Raw genomic sequence first — 20785 nt, forward strand, 5'->3', positions numbered from 1 at the left:
AGGTCGGCGAAGGCCGGCCCCGGCCGCCGGTGACAAAATCGGACCCATGAGCACGAATGAACTCCAAGACCTGCTGAACAACAACAAACGTTGGGCGGCGCAGACGGAAGACGACACCCCCGGGTTCTTCTCCCGCCTGCTCAAGCAGCAGACACCCCAGTATCTGTGGATCGGCTGTGCCGACAGCCGCGTCCCCGCCAATGAGCTGGTGGACCTGCTGCCGGGTGAGCTGTTCGTGCATCGCAACGTGGCCAACGTGGTGGTGCACTCCGACCTGAACTGCCTCTCGGTGATGCAGTTTGCGGTGGATGAGCTGAAGGTGCGCCACATCATCATCGTTGGCCACAGCAACTGCGGCGGCGTGCGCGCCGCGCTGCAGGACCTGCGGGTCGGGCTCGTGGACAACTGGCTGCGCCATGTGCAGGACGTGCGCAATCATCACCAGGACTGGCTGGACCAGCTGCCGGAAGACCAGCGCGTCAATGCGCTGTGCGAGCTGAACGTGCTGGAGCAGGCCCGCAACGCCTGCCAGACCACGGTGGTGCAGGACGCCTGGGCCCGCGGTCAGTCGGTCACCGTGCACGGCTGGGTCTATGGCCTGCACAACGGCTTGCTCAAGGATCTCAGCGTGTCGGCCGCCCATGCGGACGACGTCACCCCGGCCTACCGCCGCGCGCTCGCGGCCCTGCATCAGCGTTACGAAGCTGCGCGAGGAACCGGACGCCCGGCATCAACCCCGGCGCCCGTCTCCGCCCCCGCATCGGCGACGCCGCAGGGCTGAAGTCGCCGGCACCGACCGGATCCCCGCGCTCCCCCGCGCCCCCACCAGCAGGCAGGCCCATGTTTCCTCATGAACTGACCGACCCCCGCGCTTTCCAGATCGCGATGGCCCTGCTGGAGGGCTTCAACAAGCACTATCGCCTGTTCCGCGCCGCCAGCGCCAGCGCCAAGCAGCGTTTCGAGCAGGCCGACTGGCGAGGCCAGCAGCGGGCGCAGCGGGAGCGGATCGAGTTCTATGACCTGCGGGTGGACGAAGCGGTCACCCTGCTGGAGCAGCGTTACCAGGCCAGCGCGCTGCCCACCGACGTGTGGCAGCAGGTGAAGCTGCACTACATCGGCCTGCTGACCAATCACCGCCAGCCGGAACTGGCGGAGACTTTTTTCAATTCGGTCTGCACCCGGTTGCTGCACCACAGCTACTTCCACAACGACTTCATCTTCGTGCGGCCGGCCATCTCGACCGAATACATCGAGAACGACGAGCCCGCCGCGCAGCCCACCTACCGCTGCTACTACCCCTCGCACGACACGCTGCGCGACACCTTCATGCGCATCGTCTGGAACTTCCAGCTGGATCTGGAGTTCGAAGACCTCGCCCGGGACATCGATTGCGTCCTGCAGGCCATCAGCCACCAGCTCGGCAACTTCCGCTGGCGCACCAACTTCCAGGTGCAGGTGCTGTCCTCGCTGTTCTACCGGAACAAGGGCGCCTACATCGTGGGCAAGATCGTCAACGGCTTCACCGAGACCGCCTTTGCCCTGCCGATCCTGCATCTGGAAGACACCGAGCAGCCCGGCCTGCTCTACATCGACGCCGCGCTATTCGGCGAAGACGACCTGCTGATGCTGTTCAGCTTCGCCCGGGCCTATTTCCTGGTGGACATGGAAGTGCCGAGCGCCTATGTGCAGTTCCTGCGCTCACTGATGCCGCGCAAGCCCCGCTCGGAAATCTATTCCGCGCTCGGCCTGCAGAAGCAGGGCAAGAACCTCTTCTACCGCGACTTCCTCAACCACCTGCGCCACAGCTCGGACAAGTTCCGCATCGCGCCCGGCATCAAGGGCATGGTGATGCTGGTGTTTGACCTGCCCTCGTATCCCTTCGTCTTCAAGGTGATCAAGGACTTCTATCCGCCGCAGAAGGACACCACCCGCGAGCAGATCCAGCGCAAGTACCTGCTGGTGAAGCAGCACGACCGCGTGGGCCGCATGGCCGACACGCTGGAATACACCCGCGTCGCCTTCCCGCGCCACCGCTTCGAGGATGAGCTGGTGGCGGAGCTGATGCACTTCTGCCCCAGCCTGATCGAAGAAAGCGGCGACGACCTGATCATCCACCACCTCTACATCGAGCGCCGGATGGTGCCGCTCAACATCTACCTGCAGGAGGCATCAAAGGCCCAGCTGGAGCATGCGGTGGTGGAATACGGCAATGCCATCAAGGACCTGGTTGCCGCCAACATCTTCCCCGGCGACATGCTGTGGAAGAACTTCGGTGTCACCCGCCACGGCAAGGTGGTGTTCTACGACTACGACGAAATCGAATACCTGACCGACTGCAACTTCCGCGAGGTGCCCGCGCCGCGCAATGAAGAAGACGAAATGTCCGGCGAGGTCTGGTATCCGGTCGGCAAGCACGACGTGTTCCCCGAAACCTTCGGCCCGTTCCTGCTGGGCCACGGCGAGGTGCGGGAAGCTTTCATGGCCCACCATGCGGACCTGCTGGAGCCCGCCTTCTGGCAGACGCACAAGCAGCGGATCCTCGCCGGCCATGTGCACGACGTGTTTCCCTACGATCCCCACAAACGCTTTCGTGTGCAGGCATCCGAACCCACGCCTCAGGCGCCGGAGCCGGAGCACCGCGAACTACCGATTCAATAAGGGCCGTCCCGCACGGCCCACCCCCGATTCACAAGCTGAACCAAGGAGACTCTCATGTCCGATCCCATCGTCATCGTGTCCGCCGCCCGCACCCCCATCGGCGGCCTGCTGGGTGATTTCGCCGGGCTGTCCGCCTGGGAACTGGGCGCCGTGGCCATCAAGGCCGCGGTGGAGCGCGCCGGCATCCCCGGTGACGCGATCAATGAAACCTTCATGGGCAACTGCCTGATGGCCGGTCAGGGCCAGGCGCCCGCACGCCAGGCGGTGCTCAAGGCCGGGCTGCCGCAGTCGGTGGGCGCGGTGACGCTGTCCAAGATGTGCGGCGCCGGCATGCGCGCCGTCATGTTTGCCCACGACACGCTCAAGGCCGAAAGCGCCGATGTGCTGGTCGCGGGCGGCATGGAGTCGATGACCAACGCCCCGCACCTGATGTTCGCGCGCAAGGGCGTGAAGTACGGCGCCGCGCAGATGTACGACCACATGGCCCTGGACGGCCTGGAAGACGCCTACGAGCGCGGCAAGGCCATGGGCGTGTTCGCCGAGCAGTGCGTCGACAAGTACGCGTTCAGCCGCGAGGCGCAGGACCAGTTCGCCATCGCCTCCACCGAGCGCAGCAAGCGTGCGAACGAAGACGGCAGCTTCGCCTGGGAAATCGCCCCGGTGACCCTGGCGGGCAAGGGCGGCGAGACCGTCATTTCGCGCGACGAGCAGCCGTTCAAGGCCAAACTGGACAAGATCCCCACCCTCAAGCCCGCCTTCAAGAAGGACGGCAGCATCACCGCTGCCACCTCGTCCTCCATCAGCGACGGCGCGGCCGCCCTGGTGCTGATGCGTGAATCCACCGCCCGCGCCCGCGGCCTGACCCCGGTAGCCCGCATCGTCGGCACCGCGGTGCATGCCAATGCGCCGGAGTGGTTCACCACCGCCCCGGTCGGTGCCATCCAGAAGCTGCTGGCCAAGAACCAGTGGGACGCCAAGAGTGTGGACCTGTGGGAAGTGAACGAAGCCTTCGCGGCCGTGACCATGGCGGCCATGGCCGAGTTCAAGCTGCCCCACGAGATCGTCAACGTCAATGGCGGCGCGGTGGCGCTGGGCCATCCGATCGGAGCCTCCGGCGCCCGCATCCTGGTGACCCTGCTGGGCGCCCTGAAGCATCGCCAGCTCAAGCGGGGCGTGGCCGCGCTGTGCATCGGTGGTGGTGAAGCCACCGCCGTGGGCGTGGAGCTGATCTGATGACCCAGGTGCTGATCATTGGCGCATCGCGCGGCATCGGTCTGGAGCTGGTGCGGCAACACCGCGCCTCCGGCGACCAGGTGGTGGCCACCGCCCGCGATGAAGAGAGCCTGCAGCGACTGAGGGCGCTGGGCGCCACTGCCATCAAGCTGGATGTGTCCGACGTGGCCAGCATCGCCGGCCTGGCCTGGCAGCTGGACGGCTTCCAGTTCAACCGCGTGATGTATGTGGCGGGTCTCTACGGGCCGCGCACCATCGGCCTGCAGCCGCCCAGCCAGGCGGACTTCGATGCCGTGATGCACACCAATGTGCTGGGCCCGATGCGGGTGCTGCCGCAACTGCTGGATGCGCTGGCACCGGATGCCCGCATCGGCATCCTGTCCTCGCGCATGGGTTCGATGACGCTGCGGGCCAATTCGGCCGGCTGGGTCTATCGCGCCTCCAAGGCGGCCGCCAATTCGGTGATGAAGGACATGGCGCTGGCCCTGGAGGGCCGCGCCCTGTGCGTCAGCCTGCACCCGGGCTGGGTGAAGACCGACATGGGCGGCCAGGAGGCCGACATCGATGTGGCCACCAGCGCCGCCAGCCTGCGCCAGGTGCTGGACGGTCTGACGGCTGCCGACAACGGCGCCTTCTTCAATTACGACGGCAAGCCGCTGCCCTGGTGAGGACGCTGATCCATGTTGCTCTCTGAAGACCATCGCGCCGTCCAGGACGCCGTCCGCGCCTTTGTGCAGGACCAGATCACGCCGTTCGCGGCCGACTGGGACAAGACCCATCAGTTCCCCGCCGAAGCCCTCAAGGGCCTGGCGGCGCTGGGCTGCTATGGCGTGGCCGTTCCCACCGACTACGACGGCGCAGGCCTGGACTACCTCGCGCTGGCGGTGATCCTGGAAGAAATCGCGGCTGGCGACGGCGCCACCTCCACCGTGGTGAGCGTCAACAACTGCCCGGTGTGCAGCATCCTGATGGCCTTCGGCAACGAAGACCAGAAGGAACGCTTTCTCAAGCCGCTGGCCCGGGGCGACATGCTCGGTGCCTTCTGCCTGACCGAACCCCATGTGGGCTCGGAAGCCGGAGGCCTGCGGACCACTGCGGTGCGCGACGGCGACGATTACGTGCTGAACGGGGTGAAGCAGTTCATCACCAGCGGCAAGAACGGCGATGTCGCGATCGTCATGGCGGTGACCGACAAGGCCGCCGGCAAGAAGGGCATCAGCGCCTTCCTGGTGCCCACTCGCACGCCGGGCTACACCGTGGCGCGGGTCGAGGACAAGATGGGCCAGCATGCCAGCGACACGGCGCAGATCCTCTTCGAGAACTGCCGGGTGCCCGCGGCCAACCGGCTGGGCGAGGAAGGGCAGGGGCTCAGGATCGCCTTGTCTGGCCTGGAGGGCGGCCGCATCGGCATCGCGTCGCAATCGGTCGGCATGGCGCGAGCGGCATTTGATGCAGCCTTGAAGTACAGCCGCGAGCGGGTGGCCTTCGGTGTGCCGATCTTCGAGCACCAGGTCATCCAGCACAAGCTGGCCGACATGGCGACGCAGATCGAAGCCGCGCGTCAGCTGATCTGGCATGCCGCCAGCCTGAAGGATGCCGGCCAGCCCTGTCTGAAGGAAGCGGCGATGGCCAAGCTGTTTGCCAGCGAAATGGCGGAGAAGGTCTGTTCGGCCGCCATCCAGGTGCATGGCGGCTACGGCTATGTGAGCGACTTCCCGGTGGAGCGCATCTACCGTGATGTGCGGGTGACTCAGATCTACGAGGGCACCTCGGAGGTTCAGAAGATCCTCATCGGCCGGGCGCTGTGAACTTGGGCTGAACCTGCTGGAACCGGCGCCGGGACAGTGCCCGAAGACGGAGGGCCGTCGGCGTCGGACTCAATAGCTGATCGTCACCGTCACCGTGTCGGTGTAGGAGCCCGGCACCACGTTCGCCAGCGACGGCAGGCGGCCGTAAACGGTCAGGCTCTGGGCCGTGCCGGTGCCGGTGCCGTTCTTGGCGCTGCTGGACGCGGTGCCGTCGCCCCAGACGGTGGCCCGGCCGGAATCCAGGTAGAGCTGATAAGCCAGCGTGTCAGAACCGCTTTTCATCGTGCGGCTGGCAAAGTTGCTGGCGCCGCCCGCATTGGCGCCGGCGCTCAGCGAGACGGTGTAGGGCGTGGTGCTGGAGCAGGTCACCGTGAGGGTGGACGTGGCGTCCAGGGGCGTCGAGACCGACAGGGGATCGATCGCGCTGCCGAAATTCAGCGAAGAGCCGGACACCGTACAGGCACTGGTGACCGTGGCGGTCACCGGGAAGGTCGCTGTCACCGGCGTGGCGGCATCGGCCTGACGCGCCAGGCAGACCAGGCCCAGGCCCACCAGCAGCACCGAGCCTTGCATCAGGCGGGTGGCGAGGGTCGTTGGGCGGTGGCGGGCAGTGCGAACGTTCGACATGAATGGCTCCCTGTGGATGTCTCGCATCTTCCCGGCGACGGTCACAGGCCAACAGACGGCGCCTTCTCAAGCGCACGTGCGGGGAGTGCGGCGCGCGGTGTAGGCGGATCACGGACAGGTGTCGGGCAGCGCCGCCCCTGTCCGCAGAAGGGTTGAGGCGGCGCGCCTGCCCGCGAACGTGCTCCGCGAAGGCGCTTTGCGCAGAGGGGAAGACGGCCCGGTCGAAGGGGCCAGGGCTTGCCATCCGGACTTTCACCGAGCGCGCCACAACCGGTCGGTGCGTGCCAGGACGGCCCCGGGCCGCCGCCGCCATCGGCCCGTCGATTCCCCCGATTCCAAGCCACTTTCCATGCCGTCGTGATGACGCTGCAGGGAGGATTAGGGAAACAACTACCCCTTCGACCAGGGGGGAGGTCGCGTTTCCCAAGGCTGGCGATTCGTGAACCTCGTCACACAATCAGCCAGCCCAGGGGCGGGGCAGTCGGACCGCCCATCGGACTCTTGACGCGAACCGCATGACGGCGAGCGTGTCTCCAACAGCCGGGGTGGATATCCCACCGCTTTCTCCAGAAGGACCTGCAATGTTCAAGCAAGCCTGCGCGGCAGTGGCGCTGGTGGGTGCCATGGCATCCGCCCACGCCGACGCCACCCTCATCAGCGAGGGATTCGACAACGTCGCCAACCTGCCGTCTTCGGGATGGACCATCCTGAATCTGAGTACGCCTGCCGGCCTGACCTCGCCGTGGGTGCAGGGCGATCAGACGATCTTCAACGCCCTGAGCGGCGCGCCGGAGTCCTACATCTCCAGCAACTACAACAACGCGGGTGCGGGCGGCAATCTGGCCAGCTGGCTGATCACGCCGGTCTTCTCGACCGCCACCGACGTGGTGGTGACCTTCTGGGCCAAGGCCGATGTGCTGGATGGTTATTTCGACCAGCTGACCTTCGGCCTGCTGGACGCCTCCGGCAATCCGACCAGCCTGGTGCTGGACACCACCGTCACCGTCAGTGGCGAGTGGGCCAAGTACAGCCTGAACCTGGCGAGCCTGGGCGCTGGCACCAGCGGCCGCTTCGCCATTGAATACACCGGCCTGGCCGACCAGGCCAACTACGTGGGCGTGGACAACCTGAGCGTGAGCGCCGTGCCGGAACCCGCCAGCATTGCGCTGGCAGGCCTGGGCCTGGTGGGCCTGGTGGCTGTCCGCCGTCGTCGTTCGGCCCGCTGAGCGCGCCTTCCTTCCAGGAGCTGAAGATGCTGAATCGAACCTTCTCCCTGACCGCCTTGTGCGCCGCCGCGGCTCTGCTGCCGCTGGGTGCCTTGGCGGCTGACACATCGGCCGACACCGCTGCCGCCACCGGTCGCCTCGCAGTCACCGAAACCCCGCAGGACACCCTGGTGGTGGTGCGCGATGCCGAAACCGGCAAGCTGCGTGCGGCGACCAATGAAGAGCGCGATGCCCTGCAATCGCTGCGCGCCAACAAGCGGATGCTGACCTTGCGCGCCGTGGCCGCCACGCCGCAGCTCAAGCGTCATGCCACCGGCGCCACCGGTGTGCGCCTGACCGATGACATGCAGTCCTACTCGGTCATGGTCCGTCGTGCCGACGGCACGCTGGAAGAACAGTGCTTCCCGTCCAAGCAGGAAGCAGACGCCGCCGTTGCCAAGGGCTTCACCGCCAAGGCCGAACTCCCGACCAAGTGAGCACCATGGACACACGCATCAAGACCCTCGCCGTGCGCGCCACCCTGCTGGCCGCCCTGTGCGCCGCCGGTGCCAGCCAGGCTGCCACCATCACCATCCAGAGCCGCGACCCGGCCGGTGTCGGCTTCAATGACCCCACGCCGGTCGCCCCGGTCGGCGGCAACCCCGGCACGACGCTGGGTGAGCAGCGCATGTATGTCTACCGCTATGTGGCGGACATCTGGGAAAAGCAGCTGACCACCGACGTGACCATCACCGTCAACGCCGGCTGGGAAGCCCTGACCTGCACGGCCTCCAGCGCCACCCTGGGCAGCGCCGGCGCCTGGAACATCTGGCACGACTTCCCCGGCGGCAAGCCCGGCACCTGGTATCCCCAGGCCCTGGCCAACAAGCTGGCCGGCACCAACCTGTCGGCCGGTGTGCCCGATGACGGCAGCGGCTTCGGCAATGTGGACATCAAGACCCAGTTCAACGTGAACCTGGGCAAGAGCGATTGCCTGGACGGCAGCCCGTTCTACCTGGGCGTGGACGGCAAAGCCGGCGACGCGGTGAACTTTGTCGAAACCCTGCTGCATGAACTGGGCCACGGCCTGGGCTTCTCGGTGCTGACGGTCTACACCGGCAGCGTCTCGAGCGCCGTCGGCTACCGGCTGAATGCGGACGGCTCGGCCTACCAGGCCAGCGGCGGTCTGCCCAGCGTCTGGGAACAGTACATGTATGACAACACGGCCGGGAAGACCTGGCTGGACATGACCAGCGCCGAACGCAAGGTCTCCACGACCAACGCGCTGGGCCTGGCCTGGATCGGCCCGCAGGCCGTCTCCGGTGCTGCCACCACCCTGACGCCGCTGCCGGTGCTCAAGGTCGCCACCTCGGCACCCGGCTACTCGGGGTTCTACGCCTACAACACCGCCTCCTTCGGACCCGCGGTGTCCAGCGGCCTGAGCCTGGGTGCACTGGCAGTGGTGCCGACCGACCTGGTCAACGGCAGCGGTTGCCTGCCCTTTGATGGGGCCACCAGCACGGCCGTGACGGGCAAGGTTGCGATCATTGATCGCGGCACCTGCGGCTTCGCGGTGAAAGCCAAGAACGCGCAGAACGCCGGCGCCATTGGCGTGATCATCGCCAACAATACCGGGGGCGCAGCGCCTGGCCTGGGCGGCAGCGATCCGACGGTGGTCATCCCGACCATCAGCGTCTCGCAGACGGATGGCGCCACGCTGAAGTCCGCGGTGACGGCAGCCGTGGCTTACGGCACCCGCCGGAGCCCGGGCCTGGTCTCCGCCTCGCTGACCACCGACCCGAGCCGCCGCGCCGGTGCGGATGCCCGCGGCCGTCCGCTGCTCTACACCCCGTCGGTGCTGGCGTCCGGTTCGTCCGTGTCGCACTGGGATGTGTCGGCCGTGCCCAACCTGCTGATGGAACCCAACATCAATGCCGACCTGGGCACCGTGCTGGTCCCCCCGAAGGACCTGACCTACCCGCTGCTGAAGGACATCGGCTGGTAAGCCGCTGTTGATCGGCCGCTCCTGCGGCGGCCGACCTTCCGGGTGCTCCCGCAGCACCCGTCTCTCCAGGGCCCCGTGCACATGCACCGGGCCCTTGTTTCATTGGCGTTCAGCGTACGGATCCCCCGGGGAGGGAGAAGGACGGCCGTGTGTTCGAAAGCCTGTCCGTCGATGCCCTACAGCTGCCTGAGGCAACTCGACCTCAGCCGAAACGGCGCGATTCGCATGGCTCCGGAACGCTCAACGCGCGACGATCTCCCCCATGAAAATTGCTGTTGTCGAGGATTCCCTGCCCGTGCGCCGACTGCTGGTCAAACGCGCGGAACATGAAGCCGGCGTGACCGTGGTCGCGCAGGCCTCCAGCGAAGATGAAGCCGTGGCGGCCGTGATGGCCAGCCGGCCGGCGGTCGTGCTGCTGGACCTGCATCTGGCCCCGGGCTCGGGTCTGTCCGTGCTCAGCCGGCTGCGCCGTCTGCAGTTCACCGGCCAGGTGTTCGTGCTCAGCGCGACCGACCGAGGCAGCATCGCCGCCCAGTGCGTCGCCTTGGGCGCCAATGCCTTCTACGACAAAGCCTTTGACTTCGAGCAACTGCTGCTCGACCTGCGGGATCTGGCGCACCGCACGGCGGCGCAGCTGGGCCTGATGTTCCACGACGTCGCCCACCGTGCCGTGGCCAACGGCTGACAGGTTTCAAGGAGACCGTCCATGCCCAAGATGCATCCTCTGTTCCGCCAATGGCCCAGCCGCATGACGGCATGGCTGGTGCTGGGCAATGTGCTGGTGATTGCGGCGCTGATCGCGATGACCGTGTTCAGCCTGCGCTCACAGTGGCGCTCGGAAGAGGAGCGCGCCAGCCAGACCACCGACAACCTCGCGCAGAGCCTGAGCGTGGAGATCGGGGCGGAGCTGCGCAATGCCGACAATGCGCTGTCCACCATCGCGCTGCGATTCCGCAGTGCCCGCCTGTCCCGCGAGCATGAAGACTCGCTGATGCGCATTCTGGACGAGCAGGAAAGCCTGCTGCCGCAGGTGGATTCCCTCAGCATCACCGACATCTACGGCCATGTCATCGCCGGTGATGGCGCGGGGGAGAAGCCGATCAACGTCTTCGACCGCCCCTACTTTGCGCAGGCGATGATGAGCGCCGACATGATCGTGTCCGAGCCGCTGCAAAGCCGCTACGACGGCCAGTGGTGCATCGTGCTGGCGCGGCGGCTGATCAACCATGACGGCCAGTTTGCCGGCATCACCTTCGCGGTCGTGTCGTCCCGTCATTTTGTCGAGCGCTTCGGCCAGCTGGCCCTGGGCACTTCCGGCGCCGTAAGCCTGCGTACCGACAGCCTGAACCTCGTCGCCCGATATTCGGCGGGTGAGCCTGGCACCACGCGGGGCTTCGGCGCCCGCAACCTGTCTCCCGCCATGCTCCACAGCCTGAGCACCCATCCGGACCATGGGGTCTACCGCTCGCATGTGGCGCTGGACAACGTCGAGCGCATCACCGCGTACCGGCGGCTGGCGCGTTATCCGGTGATCGTCTTCACCGGCATCAGCAGCCAGGACTATCTCGCGTCGTGGTGGCGCCAGGTCTGGCAGCAGTCGCTGTTGACCGCACTCGTGGCGGTGGCCGTGGCCGGCGCCTCCTGGCTGATCCATCGCCATCAGCGCACGGTGCAGCGGCATCAGGCGGCGTTGGCCCACCTGGCCCAGCAGCAGCAGATGATGTTGCAGAACGACCTGATCGGCATGGTGCGGCTGCAGGACGGCAAGGCCGTCTGGTGCAATCCGGCGCTGGAGCGCATGTTCGGCTATGACGCCGGTGAGCTGCAGGATCATGCGTCCCGCCTGCTGTTCCTCACCGACGAGGATCACCTCCGCGTGGCCACCATCGGCTCGGCGGCCATCCGCGCCGGAGAGTCGTATCGCGTGCAGCTGCCGATGCGCCGCAAGGACGGCAGCGCCTTCTGGGTGGATGTGAGCGGCATGGTCATGTCGACCACCGAATCGCTGTGGATGCTGGTGGACATCGACAAGCTCAAGCGCAGCGAAGAAAGCGCCCAGCAGCAGGCCACCCGCGACGCACTGACCGACCTGCCCAACCGGCGGATGCTGGAAGAGCGTCTGGCCGACACGCTGCTGCAGGCTCGCCGCCATGGCGACGGCTTCACGCTGTGTTATCTGGATCTGGACGGCTTCAAGCCGGTCAACGACCGCTACGGTCACGATGCCGGGGATGAGGTGCTGCGTCAGGTGGCGCGGCGCCTGCAGGAACTGGTGCGCAACAAGGATGTGGTGGCCCGCATGGGCGGCGATGAATTCGCCATCCTGCTACCGGGTCTGTCGCGGCAGCAGGATGCGGAGCAATTGCTGCAGCGGGTGCTGTTCTCGATCCAGCGGCGGATCCAGCTCGACAACGGCGAGTCGGTGTCGGTGAACGCCAGCATTGGCGCGGTGATCGGCAGTGGCGGCGATGAGGGGCGCGACCTGCTGCGCGCCGCCGACGAGGTGATGTATGAAGCCAAGCGGCGCGGCAAGGGCCGGATTCAGGTGATCCAGCCGTCGCAGCTACGGGCCGCGTCTGAAGCGGATGCCAGAGACTGGGCCGCTGCGGCCTGAGATGTCAGAGAGGGGGGCGTGTCGGGCGAGGGCCCCCACGCAGGGCGGGGGCCGGTGCCGGCGCCCGCCTGCAAGCCTTAGCGGCGCACCTTGCCGTCCGCCGTCAGGATGGTCATGTCCACATACTTGGACCCCGTGTGCTTCTGAGCGCTGAAGCTGACGAAGAAGCCGCCGGCATCGAACTCACGCATGCCTTCCAGCGCATTGATCAGGCTGTCCGAGTTCAGGTTGTTGCCGGCGCGGCGCAGGCCTTCGATCAGCACCTTGGCCGCCACGAAGCCTTCCATGCCGGTGTAGCTCAGCTCCTTGCTCGCCGCCTTGGCCAGCTTGGCGTATTCCTGCGCCAGCGGATTGGTGCCGCTGAACGGGAAGGGCACCACCTGCGAGACGACCACGCCGCGGGAATCCTTGCCCAGCTCCATGGCCAGCGCCTGAGCGCCGACGAAGGACAGGTTGTAGAAGTTGCCCATGAACATCGCATGACGCGCCTGGCGGATGAACGCCGCGCAGGACATGTAGGCGCTGACCTGCACGATGGCTTCCGGCTGGGCGGCCATGATGGTCTTGACCGCAGCGGCCACGTCGACCGAGTTGCGCTCGACCGTGGCGGTGGCGACCGGTGCGAGGCCATGTTTCTTGAGCGATGCCTGCATGCCGCTCAGGCCGGCCTGACCATAGGCGTCGTTCTGGTAGAACACCGCCACTTTCTTGATGCCCACCGACTGGAGCTGCTGGACGATTTCGTCGCACTCGTCGTTGTAGGACGCCCGCACGTGGAAGGCATAACGGTTGAAGGGGGTCCGCAGAGCCTCGGCACCGGTGAAGGGCGCGAAGAAGGGTACCTTGGCATTGGTGGCCAGCGGCAGGGCGGCCAGCGAGGTCGGGGTGCCGATGTAGCCGAACAGGGCGTTCACGCCATCGTCCAGCAGCTTGCGGGTGTTGGCGGCGCAGCGCTCGGGCTCATAGCCGTCGTCCAGGCTGCGCAGCTCGATGCGTCGACCATTGACGCCGCCCCGTTGGTTCGTGTGGTCGAACGCCAGCAGGGCGCCGTCCCGGAACTGCTCGCCCAGTTCCTTGGCCGGACCGCTCAAGGGTGCGGACTGACCCAGCACGATCTTGTTGTTGTCGGCGAAGGCCGGCATCACCGGCAGGGCGCTCGCGCCCACCAGGGCGGAGAACTGTGTAAGAAGTTGGCGGCGTTTCATGGACGGTCCGTGACAGCGTGGGCCGTTATCTTGCTGGAACCTTTCACATTGGGGATAGCCCTAAGACGTGCGGACCTCGATTTTTTTCATTGCTCGCCAACAAATTCACAGGCTGTTTCCAGCAAAAAAATTGATGGAGTCGTAGTTCGCGCACTCCTCGAACAACTCCGTATCAAGCGTGTCCGAACGTAACTGATTGGGTTGCCGGTCGTGACGTATCCAGCCACAGTGCCGCGTGAGAAAAAGAAAAGCCGATCGGACTGGTGGCGTCTGATCGGCTGGGTCGGACCACTCATTGGGGCACACGCGAGAGCGCGCAGTGCCTTGGCGCCCCCTCCCGCGGGGCTTACTGCGCTGCCTTCCAGGCGTCGATCGCCTTGCGGGCCAGGAATGACTGGTCGCTGAACAGACCGTCCAGCCCCAGATTCAGGAAGGTGCGCACCTGACCGGAGAGGTCACCAAGCGCGGTCGGATCCGTGCTGCTGTCGAAGTCGTTCGGCAGGAAGTAGTTTTCCGCGCGGAAGGTCCAGCCGTGCACGATCAGGCCGGCGGCATGGGCGTCCTTGACGAAGGAGGTCGGCGTGCCCAGGCGGCCGCTGACCAGCGGAATCATCACGGCGGTGTTCACGCCCACACCGCGGGCGTAGGACGCCACTTCCGCCAGGCCGGCCGGCTTGGCGAGATCCGCATAGGTGCGGGTGTCACCGCTCAGCACGAAGTCATAAGGACGGCCGGACGCATCCATCAGCTGCACCAGCGGCACCCGGGTCATGCGCTTGAGTTTGCGCAGGTTGCCCACTTCGAAGGACTGGATGAACACCGGCGAATCGGCATCCCGATAGCCGTATTTGTTGAGCATGCGGACCAGCGGCTCTTCCAGCGGCTGGCCGGTGCCGGCGAAGTAGCTGGGATGCTTGGTCTCCGGATACACCCCGATCGGGCGCACGCCGCGATGCGGGCGGCCACGGCGATCGTCGCGGTCGGCACGGGCCTCCTCGCGGCGGCGGTCGTTGGCCTGCTGTACCAGCTGTAGCACTTCCTCGAAGGTCGGCACTTCAAACATGTCGTTGAAGCGACTGTTGGCCGGGCGGATGGCTGGAATGCGCTCGCGGGCGCGAAGGGTCTTGAGTTCCGCCAGGGTGAAGTCTTCGGTGAACCAGCCGGTGATGCTGACGCCGTCGATCACCTTGGTGGTCTTGCGACTGGCGAATTCCGGATGGTCGGCCACGTCGGTGGTGGCTTCACGCACGGTGCCGTCGGCATTCAGGATGGCGATGGCGTTTTCGTGACGGGCCACCAGCACGCCGTCCTTGGTGATGACCAGATCCGGCTCGACAAAGTCGGCGCCCTGCTCGATGGCCAGCCAATAGGCCGCCAGGGTGTGCTCCGGCACGTAGCCGGACGCGCCGCGGTGGGCGATCAACAGCGGCTGGGCAGTGCCGGGGCCGGGGCGCCCATGGGCGGATGCGGTCACGGGCAGCAGGGCGGTGCCGAGGGTGGCCGCTGCCAGCGCAGCGGACAGGATCAGACGAAGCATCTTCAAGGGAGGTCTCCTCATGATGTGAGCCGCGAGGGTAGGCGGTCGTTCATGAAGATTTGATGATGCCCCGGCCCAAGCCCGAGCGTGTCCCCGCTCCGTGGGGCCCCGTCACGACCGTGAGCGGGTGCCACGGAGACGAGCGTGGCCCGATCAGCGCTTCAGCGCATCAACGCGCGAGGCGGAACACCGACACCGCACCCGCGAGGCGCTGCGACTGATCCTTCAGGCTTTCCGCCGCGGACGCCGCTTCTTCCACCAGCGCGGCATTTTGCTGCGTCATCTGGTCCAGATGCCCCACGGCAGCATTCACCTGCTGGATGCCGTCGCTCTGCTCATGGGTGGCGGCACTGATTTCCGCAATGATGTCGGTGACCCGCTGCACGCTCTGCACGATGTCGTTCATCGTGGTGCCGGCGTCGGTGACGAGGCGAGAGCCCGATTCCACCCGCTCCACACTGGTGGCGATCAGCGTCTTGATTTCCTTGGCCGCCGCGGCGCTGCGCTGTGCGAGCGAGCGCACCTCGCTGGCGACGACAGCGAAGCCGCGTCCCTGCTCCCCCGCCCGGGCGGCTTCCACGGCGGCATTGAGCGCCAGGATGTTGGTCTGGAAGGCGATGCCGTCGATGACACCGATGATGTCGCCGATGCGGCGGGAGCTGTCGCTGATCTCGCCCATGGTGGTCACCACCTGGCCCATCACCGAGCCGCCGCGCTGGGCGGTGGTCGTGGCGTGGCTGGCCAGCTGGTTGGCGGTGGTCGCGGCATCCGCCGTCTGCCGCACCGTGCCGGTCAGCTGGGTCAGCGACGCGGCCGCCTGCTGCAGGTTGGAGGCGGTCTGCTCGGTCCGGCTGGACAGGTCCATGTTGCCGGTGGCGATTTCCGCGCTGGCAGTGTTGATGCTGTCGGTGGAGCTGCGCACGTCACCGATCAGGCCGGTCAATGCCGTCTGCATGGTGCGCAGGGACACCAGCAGGCGGCCAGTCTCGTCCTGGGTCTGGTTCTGCAGCTGGATCGGATGGGTCAGGTCGAAGTTGGCAATGGCGTCCGCGACCTCGGCCGCCTGGCTCAGCGGCACAGTGATGGAGCGGGTCAGGCGCCAGGACAGCACGCCTGCCGTTACCAGGGCGACGAGGCTGAACAGCACCAGGGCGATGCGGGCGCGGCGGTTGCTCTCCCGCAGGCTCACAATCGACTGGTCCAGCTGCTCCCGCTGGGCCTGGACCACCGCCTGGATGCTGTCCAGGTAAATGGCGGAGGAAGCGGAAAACTTGTCAAAGAGCTCCTTGGCGCGCTCCGTCTCGCCGGCCTTCTTCGCGGCGGCGATCGCGTCCCGGGTGGAGAGGTAGGTCTTGCGCAGCTCGGAAATCTTCTCGAAGGAGGCGCGCTCGGCCGGGGTGGTGAGCAGCTTGTCCAGCTGCTGCTGCAATTCGGTGGATTTCTTGCTGGACTCGGCCGCGGCCTGCGCGAAGAAACCCGGCAGATTGGCATCGGTGCTCACCGCGATGGCGGTGGTGCGGGTGATGCCATTGAACACGTTGCGGTACCAGTCGGACGCCACCCGCTCGGTGGCCAGGGCGTCGGTATAGATGGATTCGGTGTCCTGCGCCACCTGCTGCAGCCCCAGATACCCCATGCCGGAGCCGACCAGCGCAATCACCATTACCAGGGTCTGGACCAGCCCGAAACGTCGGCCGATGGAGCGACCAGAAATTTTTGTTGCCATGCTTTTCTCCCAATGCGGTAGCGGGCGCTACCGTACGCATCGGGATGCTGGCACCGGGCACGGTCGGGCGCTAGCGTCACTGGGTGAAAAATGACGCGCAGACGTCCGAACCGTGAAATCCGTCAATCTCTGCGCATGACCTTGTCGGGCGTCATGGGGGTGCTGCGCAGTCGTCGGCCGGTGGCATGGAAGATCGCATTGCTGATGGCCGCCGCCACGCCGACGATGCCGATCTCCCCCACGCCCTTCGCGCCGAGGCGGCTGACGATGCGGTCGTCCTCGTCCACAAAGAGCACGTCAATCTCCCCCACATCGGCATTGGCGGCCACGTGGTATTCGCTCAGGTTGTGATTCATGAAGCGGCCCAGCGTATGGTCTGCCAGCGTCTCTTCCAGCAGCGCCTGGCCGATGCCCCAGACGACGCCGCCCACGACCTGGCTGCGGGCAGTGACCGGGTTGATGATCCGCCCGGCGGCCACCGCGCTCACCACCCGGGACACCCGCACCGTGCCCAGTTCCTCATCCACCCGCACCTCGCAGAACACGGCGGAATGCACCGCCCGCACGTAGTTCTTCTGCTTGAGGAGATTCGGCAGCAGCAGGTACTTGGCTTCGATTTCTTCCTCGCCCTTGACCCGCACCAGCTGCGACAGAGGCACCGCGAGCCCGCCGGTCTTCACCCGCAGATGCCCGTGGGCAAACTCGACATCGTCGAACTTGACCTTGGCGAAGCCATCGACGTGATGGCGGGCGCGTTTCCAGAGTTCCCGCTGGATCTTCTCGCAGGCGCCTTCGACCGCCGAGCCCACGGTGGTGACGTGGGACGAGCCGCCTTCGATCGGCGCCACCGGCAGGGTGCTGTCGCCCAGGCGGAAGGTCACCTGCTCCATCGGCAGGCCCAGGGCCGCCGCGGCAATCTGCGCCATCACCGTGTAGGTGCCGGTGCCGATGTCACTGGCCGCGCTCTCCACCACCAGCTGGCCGTTGGCATGCAGCACCGCGCGGGCGCGGGCAAACATCTGCATCGCGTCCCAGGTACCGGTGGCCATGCCCCAGCCCACCCATTCATCGCCCTCGCGGCGCGAGCGCGGCTTTGGCGGCCGCTTCGACCAGCCGAAACGTTCGGCACCCTGCGCATAACACTCGCGCAGCGCCTTGGTCGAGAAGGGCAGGTCCTTGGCTGAGTCCCGCTCGGCATAGTTGCGCAGACGCAGCTCGAGCGGGTCCAGGTTGGCGGCATAGGACAGCTCATCCATCGCCACTTCCAGCGCATGCACGCCGTGCGCGGCGCCGGGCGCGCGCATGTCGATGGGGCTGTATTGGTCCAGGTCCACCAGGCGGTAGTCCAGCCGCACGTTGTCGCAGTGGTAGAGCTGACCCGACCAGTTGACCACCACTTCCACATAGTCCTCCTTGCGGGAGGTCTCCGCCAGCGCTTCATGGATGACCGAAGTCAGCCGGCCCTGTCCATCGGCGGACAGACGCACCCGCTGCCAGGTCTCGGGACGGTGGCCGAAGGTGAACATCTGCTGCCGGGTCAGCACCACCCGCACCGACTGCTTCAGATGCAGCGCAGCCATGGTGGCGAGCAGCAGCTGGTACTGGGGCCGCAGGCCCGATCCGAAGGCCCCGCCGACAAACGGATTGCGCACCGTCACCTTGCGCGCCGGCAGCCCGAAGACGCGGGAGATGACCCAGCGCGAATTCTGCGAGCCCTGCGTCTTGTCGTAGACCGTCAGATGGCCGTCCTTGCCGACGATGACGGTGGTGGCGTGCATCTCCATCGGGTTGTGATGCTCCACGCCAGCGTAGCTGTCCACATCCACGCGCACATCGGCCTCCTCCCAGACCGCATCGGCGTTGCCGCGCGGCTTGGGCGGCGGGGAGAAGCCGGCTTTCAGCGGCTTGGGCTCGTGACTGCGGTCGCGGTGCACCAGGAGGGAAGTTTCATGGGCCTCGGCGTCCACCTGCACGTCGATCAGCCGTGAGGCGTGGCGCGCCAGCTCCAGCGACGTGGCCACCACCAGCGCCACCGGCTGTCCGCTGTAGTGGATTTCATCGTCATGCAGCGGCTTGAAGGGCGAGCCGGCGGGCGCCGTCATGTCCTTGTAGAACAGGTCCAGCGAGCGCATCTTCGGCCGGTTCTGATGGGTCAGCACCTCCACCACGCCCGGCAGGGCCAGCGCGCGGCTGGCGTCGATGGCGCGGATGCGGCCACGGGCGACCGCCGTGTTCACCACCCAGCCGTAGAGCAGGTCGTCGGCGGGATGTTCCGCGGCATAACGCGCACGGCCGGTGACTTTGGCCAGGGCATCGATGCGCGGCAGCGCGCTGCCAATCTGCACGGTGCCGGTGCCTGCATCCGCGCGCGGCTGCTGGTCGGCCTCGATGGCCAGGTCCGCCAGATCGAGGGTCGATCGGTCATTCATGCTGCATCTCCTTCGAGGCGGAAGAAGTCTTCGCCGGTGTTGGTCGGCACGCCGGCCAGGGCCATCGTCAGGGCCCGCACGATGGCGCGGCGCGCCAGCGGGATCTTGTAGGCATTGCCCGGCAGGCTCTCCGGCAGCGCAGGGCCGCCCCAGGCCTTGGCCGGACGCAGCAGATGCTCGGCGGCGGCTTCGAAACTCTGCGGAGACGGTGTCTCACCGATGAGCAGGGCCTCGGCGGACAGGTCGCGCCAGGGTTTGTGGGCCACACCGCCCAGGGCGATGCGTGCCGCCTGGATGCGGCCGTTCTCGTCAAGCACCAGGGCAGCCGCGACGGACACCAGCGCAAAGGCGTAGGACGCCCGTTCCCGCAGCTTCAGATAGCAGCTGTGATCGGCGAATGCCGACGGTGGCAGGGTCAGGTGGGTGATGAGTTCATCGGCCGCGAGGGTGTTGTCGATCTCCGGCTCCTCCCCGGGCAGACGATGGAATTCCAGGAAGGGAATCTCGCGCGTGCCGCGGGGGGACTGCACATGCACCGTGGCATCCAGCGCCGCCAGCGCCACGCACATGTCGGACGGATGGGTGGCGACGCAATGCTCGCTGGCGCCCAGGATGGCGTGCTGGCGCGCAATGCCGGTCGCGGCGGGGCACCCGGAGCCCGGCGCCCGCTTGTTGCAGGGCACGGCCGCATCGTAGAAGTAGTGGCAGCGGGTGCGTTGCAGCAGATTGCCGCCATTGGTAGCCCGGTTGCGGATCTGCGGCGAGGCACCGGCGAGGATCGCGGTGCGCAGCAGCGGCGCCCGCTCCAGCACCAGCGGATGCTGGGCCGTCACCGCATTCGTGGCCAGAGCGCCCAGCCACAGGCCGCCATCGCGCGTGCCTTCGATGGCGGTCAGTGGCAGGCTGGTCACGTCTACCAACCGACCGGGCTGCATCACGTCTTCCTTCATCAGGTCCACGAGATTGGTGCCACCGGCCAGAAACCGCGGCCGTTCGTTGACCGCGGCGCCGGGTCGGTCGGTGGGGGTCAGTCGGGCGGTGCCGCGCTGCAGCTGCAGCAGGGCTTCGTCCACGGTCTGGGCGCGGGCGTATTCGAAGGGGTTCATGCGGCGGCACTCCCCGGGGTGAGGTCGGCAGACGCGCCGGCCGTGTCCGGTACAGCCTGTCGGGCGGACGCTGCGCCGCGGACCAGGGCCACGCGCGAGACCGCCTCGACGATCTGCGGATAGGCCCCGCAGCGGCAGATGTTGCCGCTCATCCGTTCCCGGATCTCGTTGGCATTGGCCGGCGCATGCTCGTTGAGCAGGCCCGCGGCCGAGCAGAGCTGGCCGGGCGTGCAATAACCGCACTGCAGCGCGTCACAGTCGATGAAGGCCTGCTGCAAAGGATGCAGGTCGTTGGGGCCGGTGGCCTCTGCGCCGGCGAGCGTGGCCAGCCCTTCCACGGTGGTGATGTCGCGGCCGTCCAGGCTGACGGCCAGCAGCAGGCAGCTGTTCATGCGGACGCCGTCCACCAGCACGGTGCAGGCGCCGCATTGGCCGTGATCACAGCCCTTCTTGCTGCCTGTGAGCAACAGTTGTTCGCGCAGCAGGTCCAGCAAAGTGACCCAGGGCGCCAACTGCAGCATGACCGTCTGGCCGTTGATACGCAGCTGCACGGGCAGGCCGGGCGGGAGGTCGCCGGTCGGGTCGGCGGCGCGGGCCCCGATGGCATCGGGGGTCTCGGCGGCCGGAGCGGC

The 20785-nt window shown here is 66.9% G+C and carries 17 protein-coding genes; 10 read left to right on the forward strand and 7 right to left on the reverse strand.

Translation table 11 applies throughout. The features are described from left to right. The first annotated feature begins 46 nt into the window (after positions 1-46). The 5 genes from can to FHS28_RS14815 are packed head-to-tail and all read left to right on the forward strand — an operon-like array spanning position 47 to position 5699. Positions 47-781 (forward strand): carbonate dehydratase, encoded by a 735-nt coding sequence (can, locus tag FHS28_RS14795; RefSeq protein WP_088451797.1) that lies wholly within the window; start codon positions 47-49, stop codon positions 779-781. 59 nt (positions 782-840) lie between these two features. Then, positions 841-2658, forward strand: coding sequence for a bifunctional isocitrate dehydrogenase kinase/phosphatase (gene aceK / locus FHS28_RS14800; RefSeq protein ID WP_088451799.1), 1818 nt, complete (start codon positions 841-843; stop codon positions 2656-2658). A gap of 54 nt (positions 2659-2712) precedes the next feature. Beyond that, positions 2713-3891 carry an acetyl-CoA C-acyltransferase gene (locus FHS28_RS14805; protein ID WP_088451801.1) on the forward strand — a complete coding sequence of 393 codons (1179 nt, stop codon included), beginning with the start codon at positions 2713-2715 and terminating at the stop codon, positions 3889-3891. Beyond that, entirely contained in the window at positions 3891-4559 is a 669-nt protein-coding gene (locus tag FHS28_RS14810; RefSeq protein WP_088451803.1) for an SDR family oxidoreductase, read from the forward strand. Before FHS28_RS14805 ends, FHS28_RS14810 begins: the two co-directional genes overlap by 1 nt. A 12-nt stretch (positions 4560-4571) precedes the next feature. Further along, complete coding sequence (locus FHS28_RS14815; protein ID WP_088451805.1) at positions 4572-5699, forward strand: acyl-CoA dehydrogenase family protein; 1128 nt, start codon at positions 4572-4574, stop codon at positions 5697-5699. Between the two features lie 69 nt (positions 5700-5768). On the opposite strand, the gene FHS28_RS14820 is transcribed toward FHS28_RS14815, so the two are convergent. Further along, positions 5769-6326 carry a Csu type fimbrial protein gene (locus FHS28_RS14820; RefSeq protein WP_221193988.1) on the reverse strand — a complete coding sequence of 186 codons (558 nt, stop codon included), beginning with the start codon at positions 6324-6326 and terminating at the stop codon, positions 5769-5771. A gap of 581 nt (positions 6327-6907) precedes the next feature. On the opposite strand from FHS28_RS14820, the gene FHS28_RS14825 reads away from it, so the two are divergent. The 5 genes from FHS28_RS14825 (at position 6908) to FHS28_RS14845 (ending at position 12150) form a co-directional block, all read left to right on the forward strand. After that, positions 6908-7552, forward strand: a complete 645-nt coding sequence (locus tag FHS28_RS14825) for a choice-of-anchor J family PEP-CTERM protein (RefSeq protein ID WP_184294943.1) — start codon at positions 6908-6910, stop codon at positions 7550-7552. Between the two features lie 26 nt (positions 7553-7578). Continuing rightward, entirely contained in the window at positions 7579-8028 is a 450-nt protein-coding gene (locus FHS28_RS14830) for a post-PEP-CTERM-1 domain-containing protein (protein WP_088451811.1), read from the forward strand. Between the two features lie 5 nt (positions 8029-8033). Next, complete coding sequence (locus FHS28_RS24655; protein ID WP_088452325.1) at positions 8034-9536, forward strand: PA domain-containing protein; 1503 nt, start codon at positions 8034-8036, stop codon at positions 9534-9536. 262 nt (positions 9537-9798) lie between these two features. Further along, the gene (locus FHS28_RS14840) at positions 9799-10221 is read left to right on the forward strand and encodes a response regulator (RefSeq protein ID WP_088451813.1); all 423 of its coding nucleotides are present in this window, start codon (positions 9799-9801) and stop codon (positions 10219-10221) included. Between the two features lie 21 nt (positions 10222-10242). Further along, the gene (locus FHS28_RS14845; protein ID WP_088451815.1) at positions 10243-12150 is read left to right on the forward strand and encodes a bifunctional diguanylate cyclase/phosphodiesterase; all 1908 of its coding nucleotides are present in this window, start codon (positions 10243-10245) and stop codon (positions 12148-12150) included. 77 nt (positions 12151-12227) lie between these two features. Here the strand turns inward: FHS28_RS14845 and FHS28_RS14850 are convergent, their stop codons facing one another. From FHS28_RS14850 to FHS28_RS14875, 6 genes are all read right to left on the reverse strand, one after another. Then, the gene (locus FHS28_RS14850) at positions 12228-13355 is read right to left on the reverse strand and encodes an ABC transporter substrate-binding protein (RefSeq protein WP_088451817.1); all 1128 of its coding nucleotides are present in this window, start codon (positions 13353-13355) and stop codon (positions 12228-12230) included. Between the two features lie 346 nt (positions 13356-13701). Continuing rightward, positions 13702-14892: a glycerophosphodiester phosphodiesterase gene (locus tag FHS28_RS14855; RefSeq protein WP_088452328.1), complete on the reverse strand. Its 1191-nt coding sequence runs from the start codon at positions 14890-14892 to the stop codon at positions 13702-13704. Between the two features lie 169 nt (positions 14893-15061). Further along, positions 15062-16618 (reverse strand): methyl-accepting chemotaxis protein, encoded by a 1557-nt coding sequence (locus FHS28_RS14860; protein ID WP_088451819.1) that lies wholly within the window; start codon positions 16616-16618, stop codon positions 15062-15064. Positions 16619-16740: 122 nt separating this feature from the next. Beyond that, entirely contained in the window at positions 16741-19047 is a 2307-nt protein-coding gene (locus tag FHS28_RS14865; RefSeq protein WP_088451821.1) for a xanthine dehydrogenase family protein molybdopterin-binding subunit, read from the reverse strand. Continuing rightward, positions 19044-20153: an FAD binding domain-containing protein gene (locus FHS28_RS14870; RefSeq protein WP_088451823.1), complete on the reverse strand. Its 1110-nt coding sequence runs from the start codon at positions 20151-20153 to the stop codon at positions 19044-19046. Before FHS28_RS14870 ends, FHS28_RS14865 begins: the two co-directional genes overlap by 4 nt. Further along, positions 20150-20674, reverse strand: a complete 525-nt coding sequence (locus tag FHS28_RS14875) for a (2Fe-2S)-binding protein (RefSeq protein WP_375140767.1) — start codon at positions 20672-20674, stop codon at positions 20150-20152. Before FHS28_RS14875 ends, FHS28_RS14870 begins: the two co-directional genes overlap by 4 nt. Positions 20675-20785: the final 111 nt, after the last annotated feature.

Origin of the sequence: Roseateles terrae (assembly GCF_014192155.1) — a bacterium.
GTDB lineage: Bacteria > Pseudomonadota > Gammaproteobacteria > Burkholderiales > Burkholderiaceae_C > Roseateles > Roseateles terrae.